At 27.9% G+C, this 16,606-nt stretch carries 16 protein-coding genes; 11 read left to right on the top strand and 5 right to left on the bottom strand.

The window, feature by feature from the left end; genetic code table 11:
* The first annotated feature begins 14 nt into the window (after window positions 1-14).
* Entirely contained in the window at window positions 15-563 is a 549-nt protein-coding gene (locus ACZ5RS_RS11170; protein ID WP_464635433.1) for a response regulator transcription factor, read from the top strand.
* Here the strand turns inward: ACZ5RS_RS11170 and ACZ5RS_RS11165 are convergent.
* Both ACZ5RS_RS11165 and asnS read right to left on the bottom strand, forming a co-directional pair.
* The gene (locus tag ACZ5RS_RS11165) at window positions 560-1,555 is read right to left on the bottom strand and encodes an adenosine kinase (protein WP_464635431.1); all 996 of its coding nucleotides are present in this window, start codon (window positions 1,553-1,555) and stop codon (window positions 560-562) included. The genes ACZ5RS_RS11170 and ACZ5RS_RS11165 overlap by 4 nt on opposite strands.
* A gap of 131 nt (window positions 1,556-1,686) precedes the next feature.
* Window positions 1,687-3,072 carry an asparagine--tRNA ligase gene (gene asnS / locus ACZ5RS_RS11160; protein ID WP_464635429.1) on the bottom strand — a complete coding sequence of 462 codons (1,386 nt, stop codon included), beginning with the start codon at window positions 3,070-3,072 and terminating at the stop codon, window positions 1,687-1,689.
* Between the two features lie 331 nt (window positions 3,073-3,403).
* Here asnS and ACZ5RS_RS11155 point away from each other — a divergent pair, with 331 nt between their 5' ends.
* The 6 genes from ACZ5RS_RS11155 (at window position 3,404) to ACZ5RS_RS11130 (ending at window position 9,981) form a co-directional block, all read left to right on the top strand.
* Window positions 3,404-5,299 carry an AMP-dependent synthetase/ligase gene (locus ACZ5RS_RS11155; RefSeq protein WP_464635427.1) on the top strand — a complete coding sequence of 632 codons (1,896 nt, stop codon included), beginning with the start codon at window positions 3,404-3,406 and terminating at the stop codon, window positions 5,297-5,299.
* 117 nt (window positions 5,300-5,416) lie between these two features.
* Window positions 5,417-5,749: an arsenate reductase family protein gene (locus ACZ5RS_RS11150; RefSeq protein WP_464635425.1), complete on the top strand. Its 333-nt coding sequence runs from the start codon at window positions 5,417-5,419 to the stop codon at window positions 5,747-5,749.
* Window positions 5,749-6,534 carry an MBL fold metallo-hydrolase gene (locus tag ACZ5RS_RS11145; RefSeq protein ID WP_464635423.1) on the top strand — a complete coding sequence of 262 codons (786 nt, stop codon included), beginning with the start codon at window positions 5,749-5,751 and terminating at the stop codon, window positions 6,532-6,534. Before ACZ5RS_RS11150 ends, ACZ5RS_RS11145 begins: the two co-directional genes overlap by 1 nt.
* A 2-nt stretch (window positions 6,535-6,536) precedes the next feature.
* Window positions 6,537-8,363, top strand: coding sequence for an AMP-binding protein (locus tag ACZ5RS_RS11140; protein ID WP_464635421.1), 1,827 nt, complete (start codon window positions 6,537-6,539; stop codon window positions 8,361-8,363).
* A gap of 21 nt (window positions 8,364-8,384) precedes the next feature.
* Window positions 8,385-9,431, top strand: a complete 1,047-nt coding sequence (locus ACZ5RS_RS11135) for a 3-deoxy-7-phosphoheptulonate synthase (protein ID WP_464635419.1) — start codon at window positions 8,385-8,387, stop codon at window positions 9,429-9,431.
* A 4-nt stretch (window positions 9,432-9,435) separates the two neighbouring features.
* Entirely contained in the window at window positions 9,436-9,981 is a 546-nt protein-coding gene (locus tag ACZ5RS_RS11130) for a DJ-1 family glyoxalase III (RefSeq protein WP_464635417.1), read from the top strand.
* On the opposite strand, the gene ACZ5RS_RS11125 is transcribed toward ACZ5RS_RS11130, so the two are convergent.
* Entirely contained in the window at window positions 9,978-10,382 is a 405-nt protein-coding gene (locus ACZ5RS_RS11125) for a hypothetical protein (protein WP_464635415.1), read from the bottom strand. The genes ACZ5RS_RS11130 and ACZ5RS_RS11125 overlap by 4 nt on opposite strands.
* Before the next feature lie 167 nt (window positions 10,383-10,549).
* Here ACZ5RS_RS11125 and cysK point away from each other — a divergent pair, with 167 nt between their 5' ends.
* From cysK to ACZ5RS_RS11105, 4 genes are all read left to right on the top strand, one after another.
* The gene (gene cysK / locus ACZ5RS_RS11120; protein ID WP_464635413.1) at window positions 10,550-11,461 is read left to right on the top strand and encodes a cysteine synthase A; all 912 of its coding nucleotides are present in this window, start codon (window positions 10,550-10,552) and stop codon (window positions 11,459-11,461) included.
* Window positions 11,462-12,214: a DNA-3-methyladenine glycosylase family protein gene (locus ACZ5RS_RS11115; RefSeq protein WP_464635411.1), complete on the top strand. Its 753-nt coding sequence runs from the start codon at window positions 11,462-11,464 to the stop codon at window positions 12,212-12,214.
* 90 nt (window positions 12,215-12,304) lie between these two features.
* A complete protein-coding gene (locus ACZ5RS_RS11110; protein WP_464635409.1) occupies window positions 12,305-12,949 on the top strand; it encodes a cytidylate kinase-like family protein in 645 nt (214 codons plus the stop codon).
* Window positions 12,950-12,980: 31 nt separating this feature from the next.
* Window positions 12,981-14,051, top strand: a complete 1,071-nt coding sequence (locus ACZ5RS_RS11105; RefSeq protein ID WP_464635407.1) for a GGDEF domain-containing protein — start codon at window positions 12,981-12,983, stop codon at window positions 14,049-14,051.
* 150 nt (window positions 14,052-14,201) lie between these two features.
* On the opposite strand, the gene ACZ5RS_RS11100 is transcribed toward ACZ5RS_RS11105, so the two are convergent.
* Window positions 14,202-14,696 carry a hypothetical protein gene (locus ACZ5RS_RS11100; RefSeq protein WP_464635405.1) on the bottom strand — a complete coding sequence of 165 codons (495 nt, stop codon included), beginning with the start codon at window positions 14,694-14,696 and terminating at the stop codon, window positions 14,202-14,204.
* A 376-nt stretch (window positions 14,697-15,072) separates the two neighbouring features.
* On the bottom strand, window positions 15,073-16,353 hold the full coding sequence (locus ACZ5RS_RS11095) for an FKBP-type peptidyl-prolyl cis-trans isomerase N-terminal domain-containing protein (RefSeq protein WP_464635403.1): 1,281 nt from the start codon (window positions 16,351-16,353) through the stop codon (window positions 15,073-15,075).
* Window positions 16,354-16,606: the final 253 nt, after the last annotated feature.

Raw genomic sequence — 16,606 nt, 5'->3', positions numbered from 1 at the left:
GAATAATATAGAATATGAAGGAAACATATTTTATTAATTATCAAACTAAAAAAGATTTACATATTTTAAGAAAGCTAGCACTTTATTCATCTATATATCAACAATGTGATTTTATAAAAAATTATAATGTTAATGATTTGAAAAATTATCGAGTTTGTGTTTTTATAACTCATGATTTAGTTTCTCTAGTTAAAATTAAAGCATTATATCAAAAAGTATCTGATGTTAAATTTTTAATTTTAGCAGATGGAGAAAATATAACAATTTTAAGTACTTTAGCAGAAGATAATTTCATAATTATTGCACCAAATTGTAGGGTTACTGAATTTCGAGAAAATATTTGTTATTTAAATCAGCAAATTTCTTTAAATATAAATATAACAAAAAGAGAAAAACAAATTTTACTTCTTATATTAAATGGTCAAAATAATAATCATATAGCAAGTCAATTAGGAATTAGTGAAAGGACAATTGAAGCTCATAGAAGAAACATTTATCAAAAACTAGGTGTTCATTCCTTATCTCAATTAACACTTTGGGCTATAAATAATAAAATGTATTAGTCATTAATCATTTTTAAGGCTTTTTGTAAATTTCCCTCAGTAAATTGAGCACCAACTTGTGAAATAATTTCACCAGCTAATATAGATGCAATTTTACCACATTCTATAATGTCTTTATTTTTACATAGTCCATATATAAATCCAGCAGCATAAGTATCGCCAGCTCCTGTTGTATCAACAGGATTAACAGAGCCATGAACAGGAATATCATATATTTTACCATGATGAGAGATTATAGAGCCTTTTATGCCATTTTTAACTATTGCTGTTTTACAAATGGAACCAAGAAGTTTACAGTTTTCTCTTGGATCTTCGTTTCCAAATAAAATCTTTGCTTCTTCTCTGTTTGCAAAAACTACATCAATGTCATTTTTTATTAAATCTAAGAAAATTTCTTTATATCTTTTTACTGCAAATGGATCAGCAATATCAAAAACAACATTTGTTGATGATTCTTTTGATATTTTTAAAGCTTTTTTTATTGCTTTTTTTTGATTTTCTGTATCCCACATATATCCAGTAAAATAAAAATATGAAGCTTTTCTTACACTTTCTTCATTTACATCATCTTCATTAAAAAATTTATTTGCACAAAGATAAGTGTTCATAGTTCTTTCACTATCAGGGGTGTCAAAAATGATAGAAGAGCCTGTTTTTTGATTACAGTCTTTTAATTCATCAATAGTATTATATTTTTTTAGATTGTCATGATATTTTTTACCAAAGTCATCATTACCAACTTTTCCAGCTAATATTGTTTTAACATTTAACATAGATAAAGTGATTATAGTATTTGGAGCAGAGCCACCACAGGAACAAGTTATTTCTTTTCCTTTCATAAAATCAACCAATTTTTCACGAAAATCGGAATCTATAAGTTGCATTATGCCTTTAGTTAGTCCAAGATTTTTTAAATCTTCATACTCTACACTTGTGATAATATCAATTAATGTATTACCAATACCATAAACTATTGTGCTATCATTTCCCATAAGGCTTAAAATATTACAAATGGCTCTATTATTCAAGATTTTTTATTAAGAAATAAGAATAACTTAATAAAAAATTATTTATTTAAGTAAGTAATAAAAAAACCACTTCAAAAATGAAGTGGCTTAATAGTTTAGAATTCAGCATTTCCAACTGTTCTTGGATAAGGAATAACGTCTCTGATATTTTGTACACCAGTAACATATTGAACAATTCTTTCAAATCCAAGACCAAAACCAGCATGAGGTACTGTTCCATATTTTCTTAAGTCTAAGTACCACCAGTAATCTTTTTCACTAAGATCTAATTCTTTCATTCTAGTTTTTAGTGTTTCTAGATCAGCTTCTCTTTCACTACCACCGATAATTTCTCCTAGACGTGGAACTAATACATCCATACCCCTAACAGTTTTATTATCATCATTGAGCTTCATATAGAAAGCTTTTATTTCTTTTGGATAATCTGTAACAATAACAGGAGATTTACAATGAACTTCTGTTAAATATCTTTCATGTTCAGTTTGTAAATCAGAACCCCATTCAACAGGGAATTCAAAATTGTCATTATTCTTTGATAATACTTCAATAGCTTCAGTATAAGTCATATGTGCAAAAGGTGAGTTAATTACATGTTCTAAAGTTTCTTTAACACCCTTTTCAACAAATTTAGAGAAGAAAGTCATATCTTCATCGCATTCTTTTAATACTTTTTTAAATAAGAACTTTAAGAAATCTTCAGCAACTTCCATATCGAGAGATAAATCACAGAAAGCCATTTCAGGTTCAACCATCCAGAATTCTGCTAAGTGTTTTTTAGTATTTGAATTTTCAGCTCTAAATGTTGGTCCAAAAGTATAAATATTTTTTAATGCCATAGCATAGGTTTCACCCTCTAATTGACCACTTACAGTTAAGTTAGCCATTTTATTAAAGAAGTCTTTTGAATAATCAACATTTCCTTCTTCATCTTTTGGTACATTGTTTAAATCTAGAGTAGTAACTTGGAACATTTCTCCAGCACCTTCACAGTCACTAGTACTTATAAGAGGTGTATTAACATATACAAATCCATTTTGTTGGAAGAATTCATGAATACCATAAGCTAGAGTATTTCTAACTCTCATAACTGCACCAATTAGATTTGTTCTTGCTCTTAAATGTGCAATATCTCTTAAATATTCAATGCTATGTCTTTTCTTTTGTAATGGGTAATCTGTACCAGCTTCACCAATTACTGTAATGTCTGTACTTAGCATTTCAACACTTTGGTTTCCACCAGCACTTTTTACTATTGGACCTTTAGCAATAATTGATGCACCTGTAGATATTCTATTTAGTATCTCATTATTATTTAGGGCAGCCTTGTCGATAACAATTTGCAAACCCTTGAGACATGAACCATCGTTAAGCTCAAGGAAGCAAACATTTTTGCTATCACGTTTTGTGCGAACCCAACCTTCAGCTATAATAATCTCTTCACTTGGATTTTTAGCTAATAAATCTTTAATTCTGTAATTCATAATAGTTGCTCCTTGAAATTTCATTTATTATCAAACGTATTAAGCCTCTGAGTCAAGGCATTTAATAAAAGTAATACAATATCATAACAAAAAAGTATATAAATAAACGTGATTAAATTTGGTATATGTTTAAGAAATTTATTTTCTTATCGATTTATAATGAATTAATTATATTAAAAAGTTGCCTTTGTTAATTATTTGCCATAATTATCCTTATAAACTGCCATATTATAGTTGTTTTTTTATTGACAAAATTATTATATTTGTTAATATTGACATATAGCCTTGTAAATGTAAAAAATATTAGAATTTGCAAGAATAGGAGAAACCTATGGTAAAAACAGTAGCACAAATGTTTCATCAAAGCGTTACTAAATATCCTAATTTAACACTCTTAGGATCAAAAAATAAAAAAGGTAATTTTGTTGAAGAAACATATAAAGAAGTAGAAGATAAAGTAGTTAATTTAGCACTAGGATTAGCTAAAACATTTAATTATAAAAAGCAAGAATTAATTGCAGTAATAAGTGATAATAGAAAAGAATGGTTATATACAAACTTAGCTATTCAATTTTTAAATTGTGTTGATGTTCCTAGAGGCCTTGATGCAACAGACATTGAATTAGTTCAAATCTTAAATGAAACCAAAGCAGAAACTTGTTTTGTAGAAAATGTAAAAACAATTAAAAGATTTGATACTCTTAAAGCTCAGCTCCCTTATTTAAAGACATTAATATTAATGGAAAAAAATGATATTGATTTTGTAAGTGAGTTTAATTTAGCTTCATTGTATGAAATCATGCGAACTGGATTTAAAGCTTTAGAAGAAAATCCAAAGTTGAAATTAGATTTATTTTCTGAAATTGAAAAAGGTAAAACAGACGACTTAGCAACAATTATATTTACAAGTGGAACAACTGGAGCTTGTAAGGGTGTTATGCTAATGCACAGTAATTTTATTTATCAAGTTGAAAATATTGCAAAACTTGTTAATTACAGATTTAAACCTGGCCAAAAATGGATGACAGTTTTACCTATTTGGCACTCATTAGAGAGAATAGTTACTTATGTTTGTATTAATTACAATCAATCAATGTATTATAGTAAACCAATTAGCAAAATAATGCTAAGCGATTTCCAAAAAGTAAATCCACACTGGTTCTCATCTGTTCCAAGAATTTGGCAAGCAGTTAATAAAACTATAGAAACAAAATTAAGAAAGGCAAAAGGTGCTTCTAAAATTATAAGTCTCTCTTTAATTAAAAGTGCTAAGAATTGGAAAGCTGGATATAATAAAGTACATGGATTAATACCTAAATATTCAAAGAGAAAATCAAGAGTTTTAGAAGTATTAACAGGTATTGTTCCAATGGTAGCTTTTTACCCATTATTCTTATTAGGTAATAAGATAATGTTTAAAAAGGTAAAAAGTTTATTTGGTGTAAATTTAATTGCTGGTGTTTGTGGAGGGGGCTCTATGCCTAAGGGTGTTGATAGTTTCTTTAATGCTATTGGCATAACACTTTTAGATGGTTATGGAATGACAGAAACAGCACCTCTAATTTCTCTTAGAAATTTAAAGAAACCTATTATTGGTACAATGGAAGTAATTGGCGGTTGTAGTTTTAAAGTAGTTGATGAAAACAATAATGAAGTAGGTGTTGGCCAAAAAGGTGTTTTAAAAGTTAAAGGACCTCAAGTAATGAAAGGCTACTATAATAATGAAGTTGCAACTAAAGCTATTATTGATGAAGATGGTTATTTAAATACTGGTGATTTAGTAATTAAATCCATGAATAATGATATTTCCATTGTTGGTAGAGCTAAAGATACAATCGTACTTGCTGGTGGTGAAAACTTGGAACCTGTTCCAATTGAAGGAAAATTAAGTGAACTTGATTTTATTGATAATGTAATAGTCATTGGCCAAGATAGAAAATATTTATCTGCTCTGATTGTACCAAATTGGGATGCAATTAAAGAGTATGCTAGTCAATTAAGTGATAAATATAAAGATGATAAAGAAGCATTACATAATTTAATTAAAGAAAAAATTGATGAAAAGATTAATTGTAAATTAGGTTTCAAATCTTATGAATTAATTAATAAGTTTGCACTTTTAGAAAAACCTTTTGAAGTAGGTAGAGAATTAAGTGCAAAACAAGAATTAAAGAGAAATAAAATAGAAGAATATTATAAAAAAGAGATTGATGATCTTTATGCATAATAAAAAACCCTTAAAGTGTTTTGCTTTGAGGGTTTTTTGTGCTAATATAATTTTGAGTTTATTTGCTTGAAAATTGTGTATTCATTTATTAAAATGGTATAAAATTTAGAGGGAATTATGATTCAAATTATTGGAACAAAGAAGTGTAAAGAGACACAAAAAGCAATTCGTGCAGCAAAAGAGCGTAATATAGAGTATCAATTTGTAGATCTTAAAGAGAGAGAATTATCAAAGAGAGAATGGGATAACATTTTCAACAGTTATGCTCCAGATGAATTAATTAATGAGCAATCAAAAGTGTATAAAAATAAGGGATTTTCTTATATGGTTTTTGATGCAAAAGAAGAATTAATTGAAAACAATGAACTTTTAATAACTCCAATAATTAGATGTAAAAATAAAGTAAAGAAAGGTTTTGATTTACAGACTATAATTGATTGGGGAAAATAATGAAAAAATTGTTTCATGCCGTTTTAGGCTCAGGTTCTTGTGGTAATAGTTATGTTTTTTATGATGGTGAAACATCAATAATTATCGATCAAGGTTATTCTTTTGTACAATTCAAAAAGAAATTTTTATCATTGGATATTCCAATGAAAAGTATAGAAGCAATTTTTATTACTCATTTCCATCCTGATCATTGTCATGGAATAAAAACAACTTCAACCAAGTTAAATATTCCAATGTATATTCCTAAAAATGCTATGGAAAAAGAACCAGTAGTATTAGAAAGGTTGAGATTACCTGAAAAAAAAATAAAAGAAGTAGAACTAGATAAAGAAATAAAAATTGGGAAGTTTATAATTAAAGCTTTTGCTACTCATCATGATAGTGGTGGTAGTGTAGGTTATTTTATTGAGAATGAAGGAGAGAAAATAACTTTAATTTCTGACACTGGACATACTGATGATATTATGGAAAGTTATGCAAGAGAGAGTAGTATATTATTTTTAGAAGCAAATTATGATGATGATATGCTTTTAAATGGATCTTATTCTTATAAGTTAAAAAAGAGAGTTAGAGGTAAATGGGGACATTTATCAAATACTCAATCAATAGATTTTGTTAAAGATAGTGGATTTAATGGTGATTATTTATATTTAATTCATCTATCTGATAAGAATAATGATGTTGATTTCGTTCAAAATCTGTTTAAAGATAGTTTAAGTTCTCTTGATACTAATATTATAGTTTGTCCGCGAGGAAAAGTAGTTAATGTTATGGAGAACGAATAGAAGTGACAAATAAAAAACAAAAACATATGGAAGTAATGAGCTATAAAAAGTGTTTATCTATTAAACGCGCTGATAAGCTTAGGATGCGTTGTGTAGATGAATTTACAATGAACTCATTGTTAAGATGTACGGTAAGTAGAAATTTTAAAAGACCTTTTATGAGTATTTACGGTGATGATGAAGTAATTACTTATGGAAAGTTTAATTATACAGTTCAAAATATTAGGGCTTTTTTTGTAAAGAAAGGTATAAAAAAAGGTGACAAAGTTGCAATTTTAGGAGAATCCGCACCCAATTGGATGATTGCTTATTTTGCAATTACTACATTAGGAGCAATAGCTGTTCCAATTTTACCTGAATTCTCAAAAAAAGAAATAAATAAGATTTTTGAACATAGTGAAACAAAAGCTTTATGTGTAAATTCAAAGCAAATTGTTAAAGCTCTTGATTTCGTAAAAGAAAAGCCTGAATTAATTATCAGATTGGATGATTTATTCTTTATCCCACAAAAAATATTAGTTGATGTAAATAGTAAAAATGATTTTGAAGAAGCAGCTGGTATTGATATAAAAGGCTTTAAGAGAAGAAGTAAAGAAAATCAAGCATTAAGCGAAATTAAAGTTGAGGAAGAAGATATAGCATCAATTATTTATACCAGTGGTACAACTGGGGCAAGTAAAGCAGTTATGTTATCTCATAAGAATCTAGTTTGGAATGCGGATATTTCTTCCGATGCTTATGTAAAAATTAAACCAAGATACAAGTTCTTATCAATCTTGCCAGTTGCACATGTTTATGAATTTACAGAAGGTCAATTGTTAATGATGATGAATGGAGCTCAAATAATATTCTTAGGAAGAACTCCAGCTCCAAGTGTTTTAATGCCTGCAATGAACCAAATTAAACCACAAATAATGTTATCAGTTCCTTTATTAATGGAAAAAGTTTATAGAAGTGCAGTTTTACCTACAATTAATGGTAACAAAACTTTGCAAAAACTTTTGAAAAATCCAATTACAAGAAATTCAGTCTATAAATTTATTGGCAATAAGTTAAAAGTAAAATTTGGTGGAAGGATAAAATTCTTTGGCTTAGGTGGTGCTCCATTGGATAAAGATGTTGAGCAATTCTTATATAAATCAAGATTCCCATATGCAATTGGTTATGGATTAACTGAGACTAGTCCATTAGTTGCAGCTTGTGGGGCTAAAAAAAGAGATCATAAGAGAGGCTATCTAGGTAAACTTGTTGAAAATGTAGATTGTAAAATTCTTGATAAAGACCCTAAGACTGGAGTAGGTGAAATTGCCGTTAAAGGTCCTGGTGTTATGAAAGGTTATTATAAGAATGAAGAACTAGATAAACAAGTATTTACTGAAGATGGCTATTTTAAAACTGGTGATTTAGGATTACTTGATAAGAGACGATTAGCTCTAAGAGGTAGATCTAAGACTATGATTTTAGGCTCAGGTGGTGAAAATATTTATCCTGAAGCAATTGAAAGTATTTTTAATAACCAAGAGTTTGTTGAAGAATCTTTAGTAGTACCAGAAGGTACAAGCTTGGTAGCATTAATAAAAATCGATTATGAAGCTTTAGCAAAGATAACTAAATTATCTTTTGAGGATAATAAAAAAGCTGCATTTGATTATATTAATAAGCTAAAAAGAGATATTAATAAAGAATTAAATTCGTTCAGTAAAATTCATGAAGTTTCTTTACAAGAAGAACCATTTCAAAGAACACCGACACAGAAAATTAAAAGATTCTTATATTTAGATCGTAAAAAAAAGAATAATGACGAGAAGAATAGCGAAGAAAAAAAATAACCATAATTGATTGAGGATAAAATGCAAAAAAGTGATATAAGAATTAAGAGTTACGAACCTCTTATTTCTTCAAAAGAATTACAAGAAAAAATTCCAGTTACTGATGAAATTCAGCAAAACATAGACCAAAGCCGACAAATTGTAAATGATATTCTTTTACATAAAAGTGATAAAATTTTAGCCATAGTAGGTCCATGTTCAATTCATGATCCTAAAGCAGCTATCGACTATGCAAAGAAATTAAAGAAAATCTCTGATAAAATCAGTGATAAAATTTTTGTTGTAATGAGAACTTATTTTGAGAAACCAAGGACAGTTGGGGGATGGAAAGGGTTAATTATTGATCCAGATATTGATGGCTCTTATAACATTGAAAAAGGTTTAATTATTGCTAGAAGTCTTTTAATTGATATAATTAAATTAGGATTGCCTGTTGGTTGTGAAGTTTTAGACCCTGTTGTTCCTCAATATATAGATGAATTAATGAGTTGGTCTGCAATTGGTGCTAGAACCACTGAAAGTCAAACACATAGGAATCTATCAAGTGGATTATCAGTAGCTGTAGGATTTAAAAATAGTACTAATGGTAATATTGATAATGCAATTAATGCTATAAAAAGTGCAGCTCTACCTTCAGCTTTTATCGGTGTAGATAGATTAGGCAATACTTCTGTAATTAGAACTAATGGTAATGAATTAGGCCACCTAATTTTAAGAGGGGGCAATAATGGTCCAAACTACTATGATGAAAAAGTTGAAGAAGCTAGAGAGAGATTAATTAAAAATGACTTAAATCCTTCAATAATTGTTGACTGTTCACATGCTAATAGTGGTAAAAAAGCTTATCGCCAAGAAAGAGTTTTAAGAAGTGTAATTGATCAAGTTAATTATAATGAATCTAGTATTAGAGGTTTCATGTTAGAGAGTAATCTAGAACATGGTTCTCAAAGTATTACAAACGATTTGTCATCATTAAAATATGGTGTTAGTATTACAGATGAGTGTATCTCTATTGATGAGACTGAGAAACTTTTATTATTAGCATATGAAAAACTTATAAGGAGTTAATATTATGATTAATGCTTTAGTTTGTTTAGCTGAGGGTTTTGAAGAATCTGAAGCTATTGTACCAATAGATATTTTAAGACGTAGTGGAATGAATGTTGAAGTCGCTGGTGTTGATAGTACTGAAATTACTAGTGCCCATAATCTTAAAGTAATTTGTGATTTAGAAATTAGTGAAGCAAAAGATACTTACGATGTAATTGTTTTACCTGGAGGAATGCCTGGTAGTACTAACTTAGCAAATAGTTTTGAAGTTATAAGTAGAATAATTAATACCTCTCAAAAGGGCTTTGTATGTGCTCTATGTGCAGCTCCAGCTGTAGTTTTAGCAAATACAGGTCTATTAGATGGTAAAATTGCAACATGTTATCCTTCAATGGAAAAAGTTGCTCCATCTATTAATTTTATCCATGATAAGAGATGTGTTGTAGATTCAAAGATTATAACAGCCCAAGGCCCAGGAGTAGCAGAAGAATTTGCTCTAACAATAGTAAAAGAAGTCCTAGGTAATGAGAAGATGGAAGAAGTGAAAAAAGCTTTTATTGCTCGTTAACAAGCTTGACATTTATATAGAAGATTGACTAAGAGTCTACCTCTTTTGTTATCTCCATATTTTAAACAAAAATCATGAGCAACTGTTTCTATTTCTAGAGATGGTTGCTTTTCTCTTTTTAGATATAAATGTTCTAAAAATGAGAAATATAAACATTCTTTTTGCTCTTTTTTAAAAGCAATATCAAATTCCCAATTTTTAATTAATTTACAAACTGGTATAAAAATTTCATTTTTATATGAATCTATTGTTTCTTCGAAATTTGGATTTCTACCAAGTTTCTGACCTAAGAAATATTTGTGGGTATTTAAATGTTTAATAAAATTCTCGAAACAAATATCACCTAGCTCTTTTTTAACAACTGAATAAAATTCAATTATTTCTTTTGAGTCGTTATTCATTTTCATTATTATCCCTTTGTGGTAAAATCTTATTCAAGTAAGATTTAATCCGATTTCATAATATACATATATGGAATTTTTGAAAAGGGTTAGTATTTGAATATTAAAAAAAATAATGAATTTATTATCTTTTTGAGTTCATTATATTAAAATTCGAGGTGAACAAAATGTTGATTGAAAACATTACAAAGGCTATTGGGGATACTCCATTAATAAAAATCAATAAATTAAATAATACTAATAATAATATTTATGTAAAATTTGAATCAATGAATCCTCTCTCAAGTATAAAAGATAGAGCCGCTTTATATATGATTGAAGAGGCTGAGAAGAAAGGAATTTTAAAACCTAATAGTGTTATAATTGAGCCAACTAGTGGTAACACAGGAATTGGTCTTGCTTATATTTCTGTAGTAAAAGGCTATAAATGTAAATTAGTTATGCCTGAGTCAATGAGCATAGAAAGAAGAAAACTTCTTAAAGCTTTAGGCGCTGAAATTGTATTGACTGACGCTAAAAAAGGAATGGCTGGTGCAATATCAAAAGCTAACGAATTAGCTAAAACTATTGAAAATAGTTTTATTCCAGGACAATTTGATAATCCTGATAATGCTCTATCTCATTATGAAACAACTGCTAGAGAAATATATAAAGATTTAGATTCAAAAGTTGATATTTTTGTTTCAGCTGTTGGATCAGCAGGTACTATAATGGGTTGTGCTAAATATTTTAAAGAACAAAATAATGAAATAAAAATAGTTGCAGTTGAACCTTATTCTTCAGCTGTATTATCTAAAGAGAAAGCAGGAAGTCATAAAATTCAAGGCATTGGAGCAGGTTTTATTCCTAGTATTTATGATGAATCATTAGTTGATGAAGTAGTAAAAGTCAAAGATGAAGATGCTATAAAATATAGTAAGCGCCTTTCGAGAGAAGAAGCATTATTAGTAGGTATATCATCAGGAGCAGCTTTTGCTGGAGCTTTAGAGGTAGCAAAAACTGTAGAAAATAAAAATATAGTAGTTATTTTACCTGATAGTGGAGAGAGATATCTTTCAACTGAATTATTCGAGGATTAAATGATAAACTTTGACTTAAAAAATACTCTATTCTGTGGACAATCATTTTGCTGGAGAGTTGAAGGGGATAATTATGTTAGTGTTTTAAATAAGAAAGTTTATCGAATAAATGAAAATAGTGATATAAATGATCCTTATTTAAAACATTATTTAGATATGAACTTTGATTATCCTAAAGCTTTAGCAACAATTAAAACTATGGATGATAAGTTTGTTGATATCATTGATAAATGCAATGAAATCCATATTTTAAATCAAGATTTATGGGAAACTATTATTGGTTTTATATTGAGCCAGAATAATAATATAAAAAGAATTGAAGGGTTGTATGATACATTATGTAGAACTTACGGAACTGAAATAGAAAAAGGGTATTATAGTTTTCCAAGACCTGAAGATATGAAGAATGCTACTGAAGCTGAATTGAGGGATTTACGAGTGGGCTTTAGAGCTCCATATATTTTAGATGCAATACAAAAATCTGATATTCTTTTAGAACTTGATAAAGAAGTAGATGATGAAAAGTGTGATACTATTTTGCAATCTGTTAAGGGAATTGGCCCAAAAGTAAGTGCCTGTGTTAGATTGTTTTCTTTACATAATCTTGATGCTTTTCCTAAAGATGTTTGGATAAAAAAAGTAATGAAAAATGAATTTAGTGATAAAAGTGAAGCTGATTTCTCTCCTTTAGCTGGATTAGCACAGCAATATATGTTCCATTATGCGAGACTTGGCTATTTTAATAACCTATAATTTGGATAATTAAAAAATTTGTTAAAAAATTAAAATTGTACGAATTTTGTTGATATGGTATAATAAAGCATGAAATTTATAGGAGGATATATGGATAACGGAACAATTTTTACTATTGGAAGACAATTTGGTAGTGCTGGAAGACGGGTAGGTAGTGAACTTGCTAAAAAGTTAAATATACCTTTTTATGACAAAGAACTTATTTCTTTAGTAGCTAAAGATAGTGGTTTAAATGAAGCTCTTATAGAAAATGTAGATGAAAAAGCTGCTAGTTCATTTTTCCAATCATTGATGGCTGGTTCAAATCCATTTGGAGCTTTTCCTATGGCAACAAGTAATTTGGGATTGCCTGATTTACCAATAAATGATCGAATATTTTTAATTCAATGTGATGCTATTAGAGAAATAGCAAAAAAAGGTTCTTGTGTTATTGTTGGAAGATGTGCCGATTATGTATTACGAGAAGAAAAAAATAGATTATTATCTGTTTTCATTCATGCCCCTTTAGATATAAGATGTGAAAGAGCAACAAATATTTATAAAATACCTTCAAAGAAGGCTCAAAGTGAATGTCAAAAAAATGATAGGACTAGAGCTCATTATTATAACTATTTTACTGATAGGAAATGGGGTAAAGCTAGTAATTATGACTTATCAGTTGATTCATCAATTTTAGGAGTATCTAAAACAGCTGATTTTATTATTGAATTTGATAAGTTGCGTAGAAATTTGTAAATATTAAAAAAATGTTTTTGAGGAAGAGATAATGCAACTTTTAAAAAAAAGTTCTGATAAAGAAGTTCAAGATGCAATAACTGATATTAATTTAACCCGATTACATAATATGTCGTTTGTAATAATAATTTTAGAAGTAATAATGATTATTACTTCTTTTATTTTTGATTTAAATAGTTATTATAGATATTCTTATTATATTTTATTAGGGTTAGTTTTAATTTTTAATTATTTTACATCTTCTAAATTTAGAAAATATAAAGTATTTGAGAAATACTTAACTTCACTTTCTATTTATATTTTTTCTTTTTGGGGAATCTTAATTACTTTATTTGATTTATCCAATGGCTATTATCCCTTTGTATATTTAATTAATATTAGCTTTGTAGTGAGTTTTTATATCGCAAAACCTAAAGAGAATCTTTTATATAATATCATTAATTTGGTTGTATTTTATGTTTCCTTATTTATTTTTGGCTTTTTCTCTGGTTCAGTGCTTGTGAATATTACATTTTTCCATTTGGTTTTATTTATCATTTCAATTGATAAATATAACACTAATATTGCAATACTAACTGATCGAGAAGAATTAAAAGCTGCAAATAAAGAATTATCAATTTTATCGACTATTGATCCTTTAAGTGGATGTAAAAATAGACGAGGTTTAGAATATGAGTTAGAAAAATATGAAAAGCAAGTTGTCTTTGCACTTTTAACTGATATTGATAATTTTAAAGAAATAAATGATACCTATGGTCATGATATTGGGGATTTATTTATAGTTAATTTTGCAAAAATTTTACAAAATAATTTTGGCCTTGATAGAGTTTTTAGAATCGGTGGAGATGAATTTTTTATAATTAGTAATATTGATACTTTGGATGTTTGTTTGAAAAAATTTGATATTTCTAGAAGAGAAGTTAGAAGTATTGATTTTGTTAAAAATTCTGATTTAAGGATGACTACTAGCACAGGATATACTTATAGAGTATTTAAATCAGTAAATGATTTTGATGAACTGTTTAAAGAATTAGACCTTGCGTTATATAGATCAAAGCAAAAAGGTAAAAATCAAATTTTAAATACTGGTGATATAATATAATAATTAAATTTAATAAAAACTAGAACCTAAATAAAATGCTTCAAAGCTGTTAGGTTCTTTTTTTTATTTAATACTATTGGCAAAAAAATATGGCAGCTTATTAAAGCTGCCACTCTCTTAATGATTTCCTATTTTTTTTATATATATGTTCTAGTTAATGGAGTACATAATCTTTACGTTACTTACATAATCACCAGCAGGAAGATCTTCATCACCACTCCAGCTTAAGTTAAATTTATTTACTAATAAGTCAACGTGTTTACCAGCAGTTAGAGTTGCTACTTCTTTAGATGTATTAACACTTGGTTTAATACCTGAATCATAATTATCATCACCATTATTTAAAGTTGTTTGGAATGTAGAAGGAACTACATCAACAAATACGCTTAAGTCGTTGTTTAGGTTACTTGTAGCTATAACAGTAAAGTCTTTAGTAGAACCGTCTTTAGTTAAAGTTAAAACACCAATTTCATAATTAGTAGTTTGATCTTCAATAACATCACCGTCATAAGCTAATTCATAAGAAACAGGAGTTTCTTCAATATTTGTTTTTAATTGAACGTCTGCTGATTTACCTGATACAGTTGCGAATACTGGAGCTGATACGATTAAAGCTGCTGCTAAGATAGTTAATAATTTTTTCATAATTTTGTTTTCCTTTTAATTAATTTTGTTATTTAGTTTCTTTATGGTTTTACTATATAATATCTTGTAACTTATGTCAACAATTATTATAAAAAATATTACAAAAAAATACAAAAAATATATAAATGCTTATAATATAACGAATTAAATAGCAATAAAACATGTAGTAAGTATCTAACATATGCAATAAGTTTGATTTTATATAAAAAAAATAATAGAATCGTATTGTTTTTTTTAGAATAGAATTAAGTGATTAAAGAAATATTTACAAGAAAGTTAAAAAAAGAAGGTCTTAATAGAGATAAAAAAAGAGTTGCTACTAAGTCAATTATATAGACTTTTGCAACAACTCTTAAATTTTTTATTTATGTTTTTATTATTTATTAATTGAAATTAAATCAATTCTAAAAGTTAATAAGGCATTAGGTTCAACGTTTTGATTTCCATCTTCACCATAACCTTGATCTGCAGGAATCCAAGCAATGATTGAATCTCCTGGGTTCATTTGCATAACAGCTTCACTGAAACCTGGAATAACTTGAGATAACTTAAATGTAGCAGGTGTTCCTCTTTCGTATGAGCTATCTATTACTGTTCCATCTAGAAGAGTTAATTCATAATTAAGTGTTACTTCATCATCAGCTGTTGCTGTTTCAGTAGAATCACCATCAGTGGTTACTCTGTATTGTACGCCTGAATCAAGTGTGATAACACCGTTTTGATCTTTATTAGCAGTTAAGAAAGCATTAGCATCATTTAAATTCTTTTCTTTGATTTGATTTAATGCTTCGTTTTGTCTTTCTGTAAATACTTGTTCAAAATCTCTCATTGCATTATCCATTTGATATTGAGTTAATTGACTTTCATTTCCATAAGCGGCATCTAAAACACCTTGTGGGAAATAGAAATCATCAACAGGAATTCCTGCTGTTAAGAATTGAGCAGCAATTAAATATCCATAAGCATATGCAAATTCATTATCTAAATCTTCTGGTTTTTCTAAGTCATTGATTTGATCTAATGAAGTAACATCTCCATTATCAGATTTCTTTTCAATGTCTGGATTTTGGTATTGTTGTTGATATTCTGTTACAAAATTTTGTAATTCAGCAGTTGTAAATAAATCTTCTGTATCAATTGATACGATATCTAAAATACCTCTAACAAAATAATTTGCATTAACATATAATCCTTGTGAATTGAAGCTTTGTAATAGGGAATATCCATAAGTATATTCAAATCCATGTTCTAAATCATTATCAAATCCATAATCTGCTTCAGGTTCTTCAATCACTGGTTGAGTTGGAACAAAAACAATTGAACCAGAAGTTACTAATGGTGTGATATATCTAATATTATCTGTAGTAGCAATTCCGTCAGTTGCATTTAAATTATTGAAACTAACATAATCGCCAATAGCATAATCATCTAAATCATAAATTGTATTAATATTTTCTTTATTAATTAGAACTGATAGTTCTTGATCTTCAGTTAATACATCAAATGTATAAATATCGTTAGCTTTTTCAATGTTTTGAATCATTGCAATAGTTTCACTAGATTTAACTTCATTTGTTCCTGCAGCGAATGCGTTTGCACTTGCAAATAAAGTCATTACACAAAGTGTAATAATTAAAGATAGTTTTTTAATTTTCATAAGTCTGTATTCTTCCTTATAGTATTTTTTGACATTATATTGTCTAACTTTAGGGTATGGAATGAAAATAGTCAAATGTAAATATTTAAAAAAATATTCTATATAATTGATTATCAGACATAATTTATTATTGCAAAAGCTTTTAAATGGTTTGTGTAGAATTGTGGTTTATTATATTAGATAGCTAGTAGAAAATAAATGTTAACTTTAAAAGATATCATTTCAAAATTTTTTATGCTAAAATATAAATATA

Source organism: Pleomorphochaeta caudata, from assembly GCF_055395745.1.
Note: the sequence above shows the minus strand (reverse complement) of the source record. Positions and strands in the feature narration are given on the sequence as shown.

Coding starts and splice junctions, on each gene's coding strand:
- ACZ5RS_RS11170 (WP_464635433.1), top strand. CDS start 15: ATGAAGGAAACATATTTTATTAATTATCAAACTAAAAAAGATTTACAT.
- ACZ5RS_RS11165 (WP_464635431.1), bottom strand. CDS start 1,555: ATGGGAAATGATAGCACAATAGTTTATGGTATTGGTAATACATTAATT.
- asnS (WP_464635429.1), bottom strand. CDS start 3,072: ATGAATTACAGAATTAAAGATTTATTAGCTAAAAATCCAAGTGAAGAG.
- ACZ5RS_RS11155 (WP_464635427.1), top strand. CDS start 3,404: ATGGTAAAAACAGTAGCACAAATGTTTCATCAAAGCGTTACTAAATAT.
- ACZ5RS_RS11150 (WP_464635425.1), top strand. CDS start 5,417: ATGATTCAAATTATTGGAACAAAGAAGTGTAAAGAGACACAAAAAGCA.
- ACZ5RS_RS11145 (WP_464635423.1), top strand. CDS start 5,749: ATGAAAAAATTGTTTCATGCCGTTTTAGGCTCAGGTTCTTGTGGTAAT.
- ACZ5RS_RS11135 (WP_464635419.1), top strand. CDS start 8,385: ATGCAAAAAAGTGATATAAGAATTAAGAGTTACGAACCTCTTATTTCT.
- ACZ5RS_RS11130 (WP_464635417.1), top strand. CDS start 9,436: ATGATTAATGCTTTAGTTTGTTTAGCTGAGGGTTTTGAAGAATCTGAA.
- ACZ5RS_RS11125 (WP_464635415.1), bottom strand. CDS start 10,382: ATGAATAACGACTCAAAAGAAATAATTGAATTTTATTCAGTTGTTAAA.
- cysK (WP_464635413.1), top strand. CDS start 10,550: ATGTTGATTGAAAACATTACAAAGGCTATTGGGGATACTCCATTAATA.
- ACZ5RS_RS11115 (WP_464635411.1), top strand. CDS start 11,462: ATGATAAACTTTGACTTAAAAAATACTCTATTCTGTGGACAATCATTT.
- ACZ5RS_RS11110 (WP_464635409.1), top strand. CDS start 12,305: ATGGATAACGGAACAATTTTTACTATTGGAAGACAATTTGGTAGTGCT.
- ACZ5RS_RS11105 (WP_464635407.1), top strand. CDS start 12,981: ATGCAACTTTTAAAAAAAAGTTCTGATAAAGAAGTTCAAGATGCAATA.
- ACZ5RS_RS11100 (WP_464635405.1), bottom strand. CDS start 14,696: ATGAAAAAATTATTAACTATCTTAGCAGCAGCTTTAATCGTATCAGCT.
- ACZ5RS_RS11095 (WP_464635403.1), bottom strand. CDS start 16,353: ATGAAAATTAAAAAACTATCTTTAATTATTACACTTTGTGTAATGACT.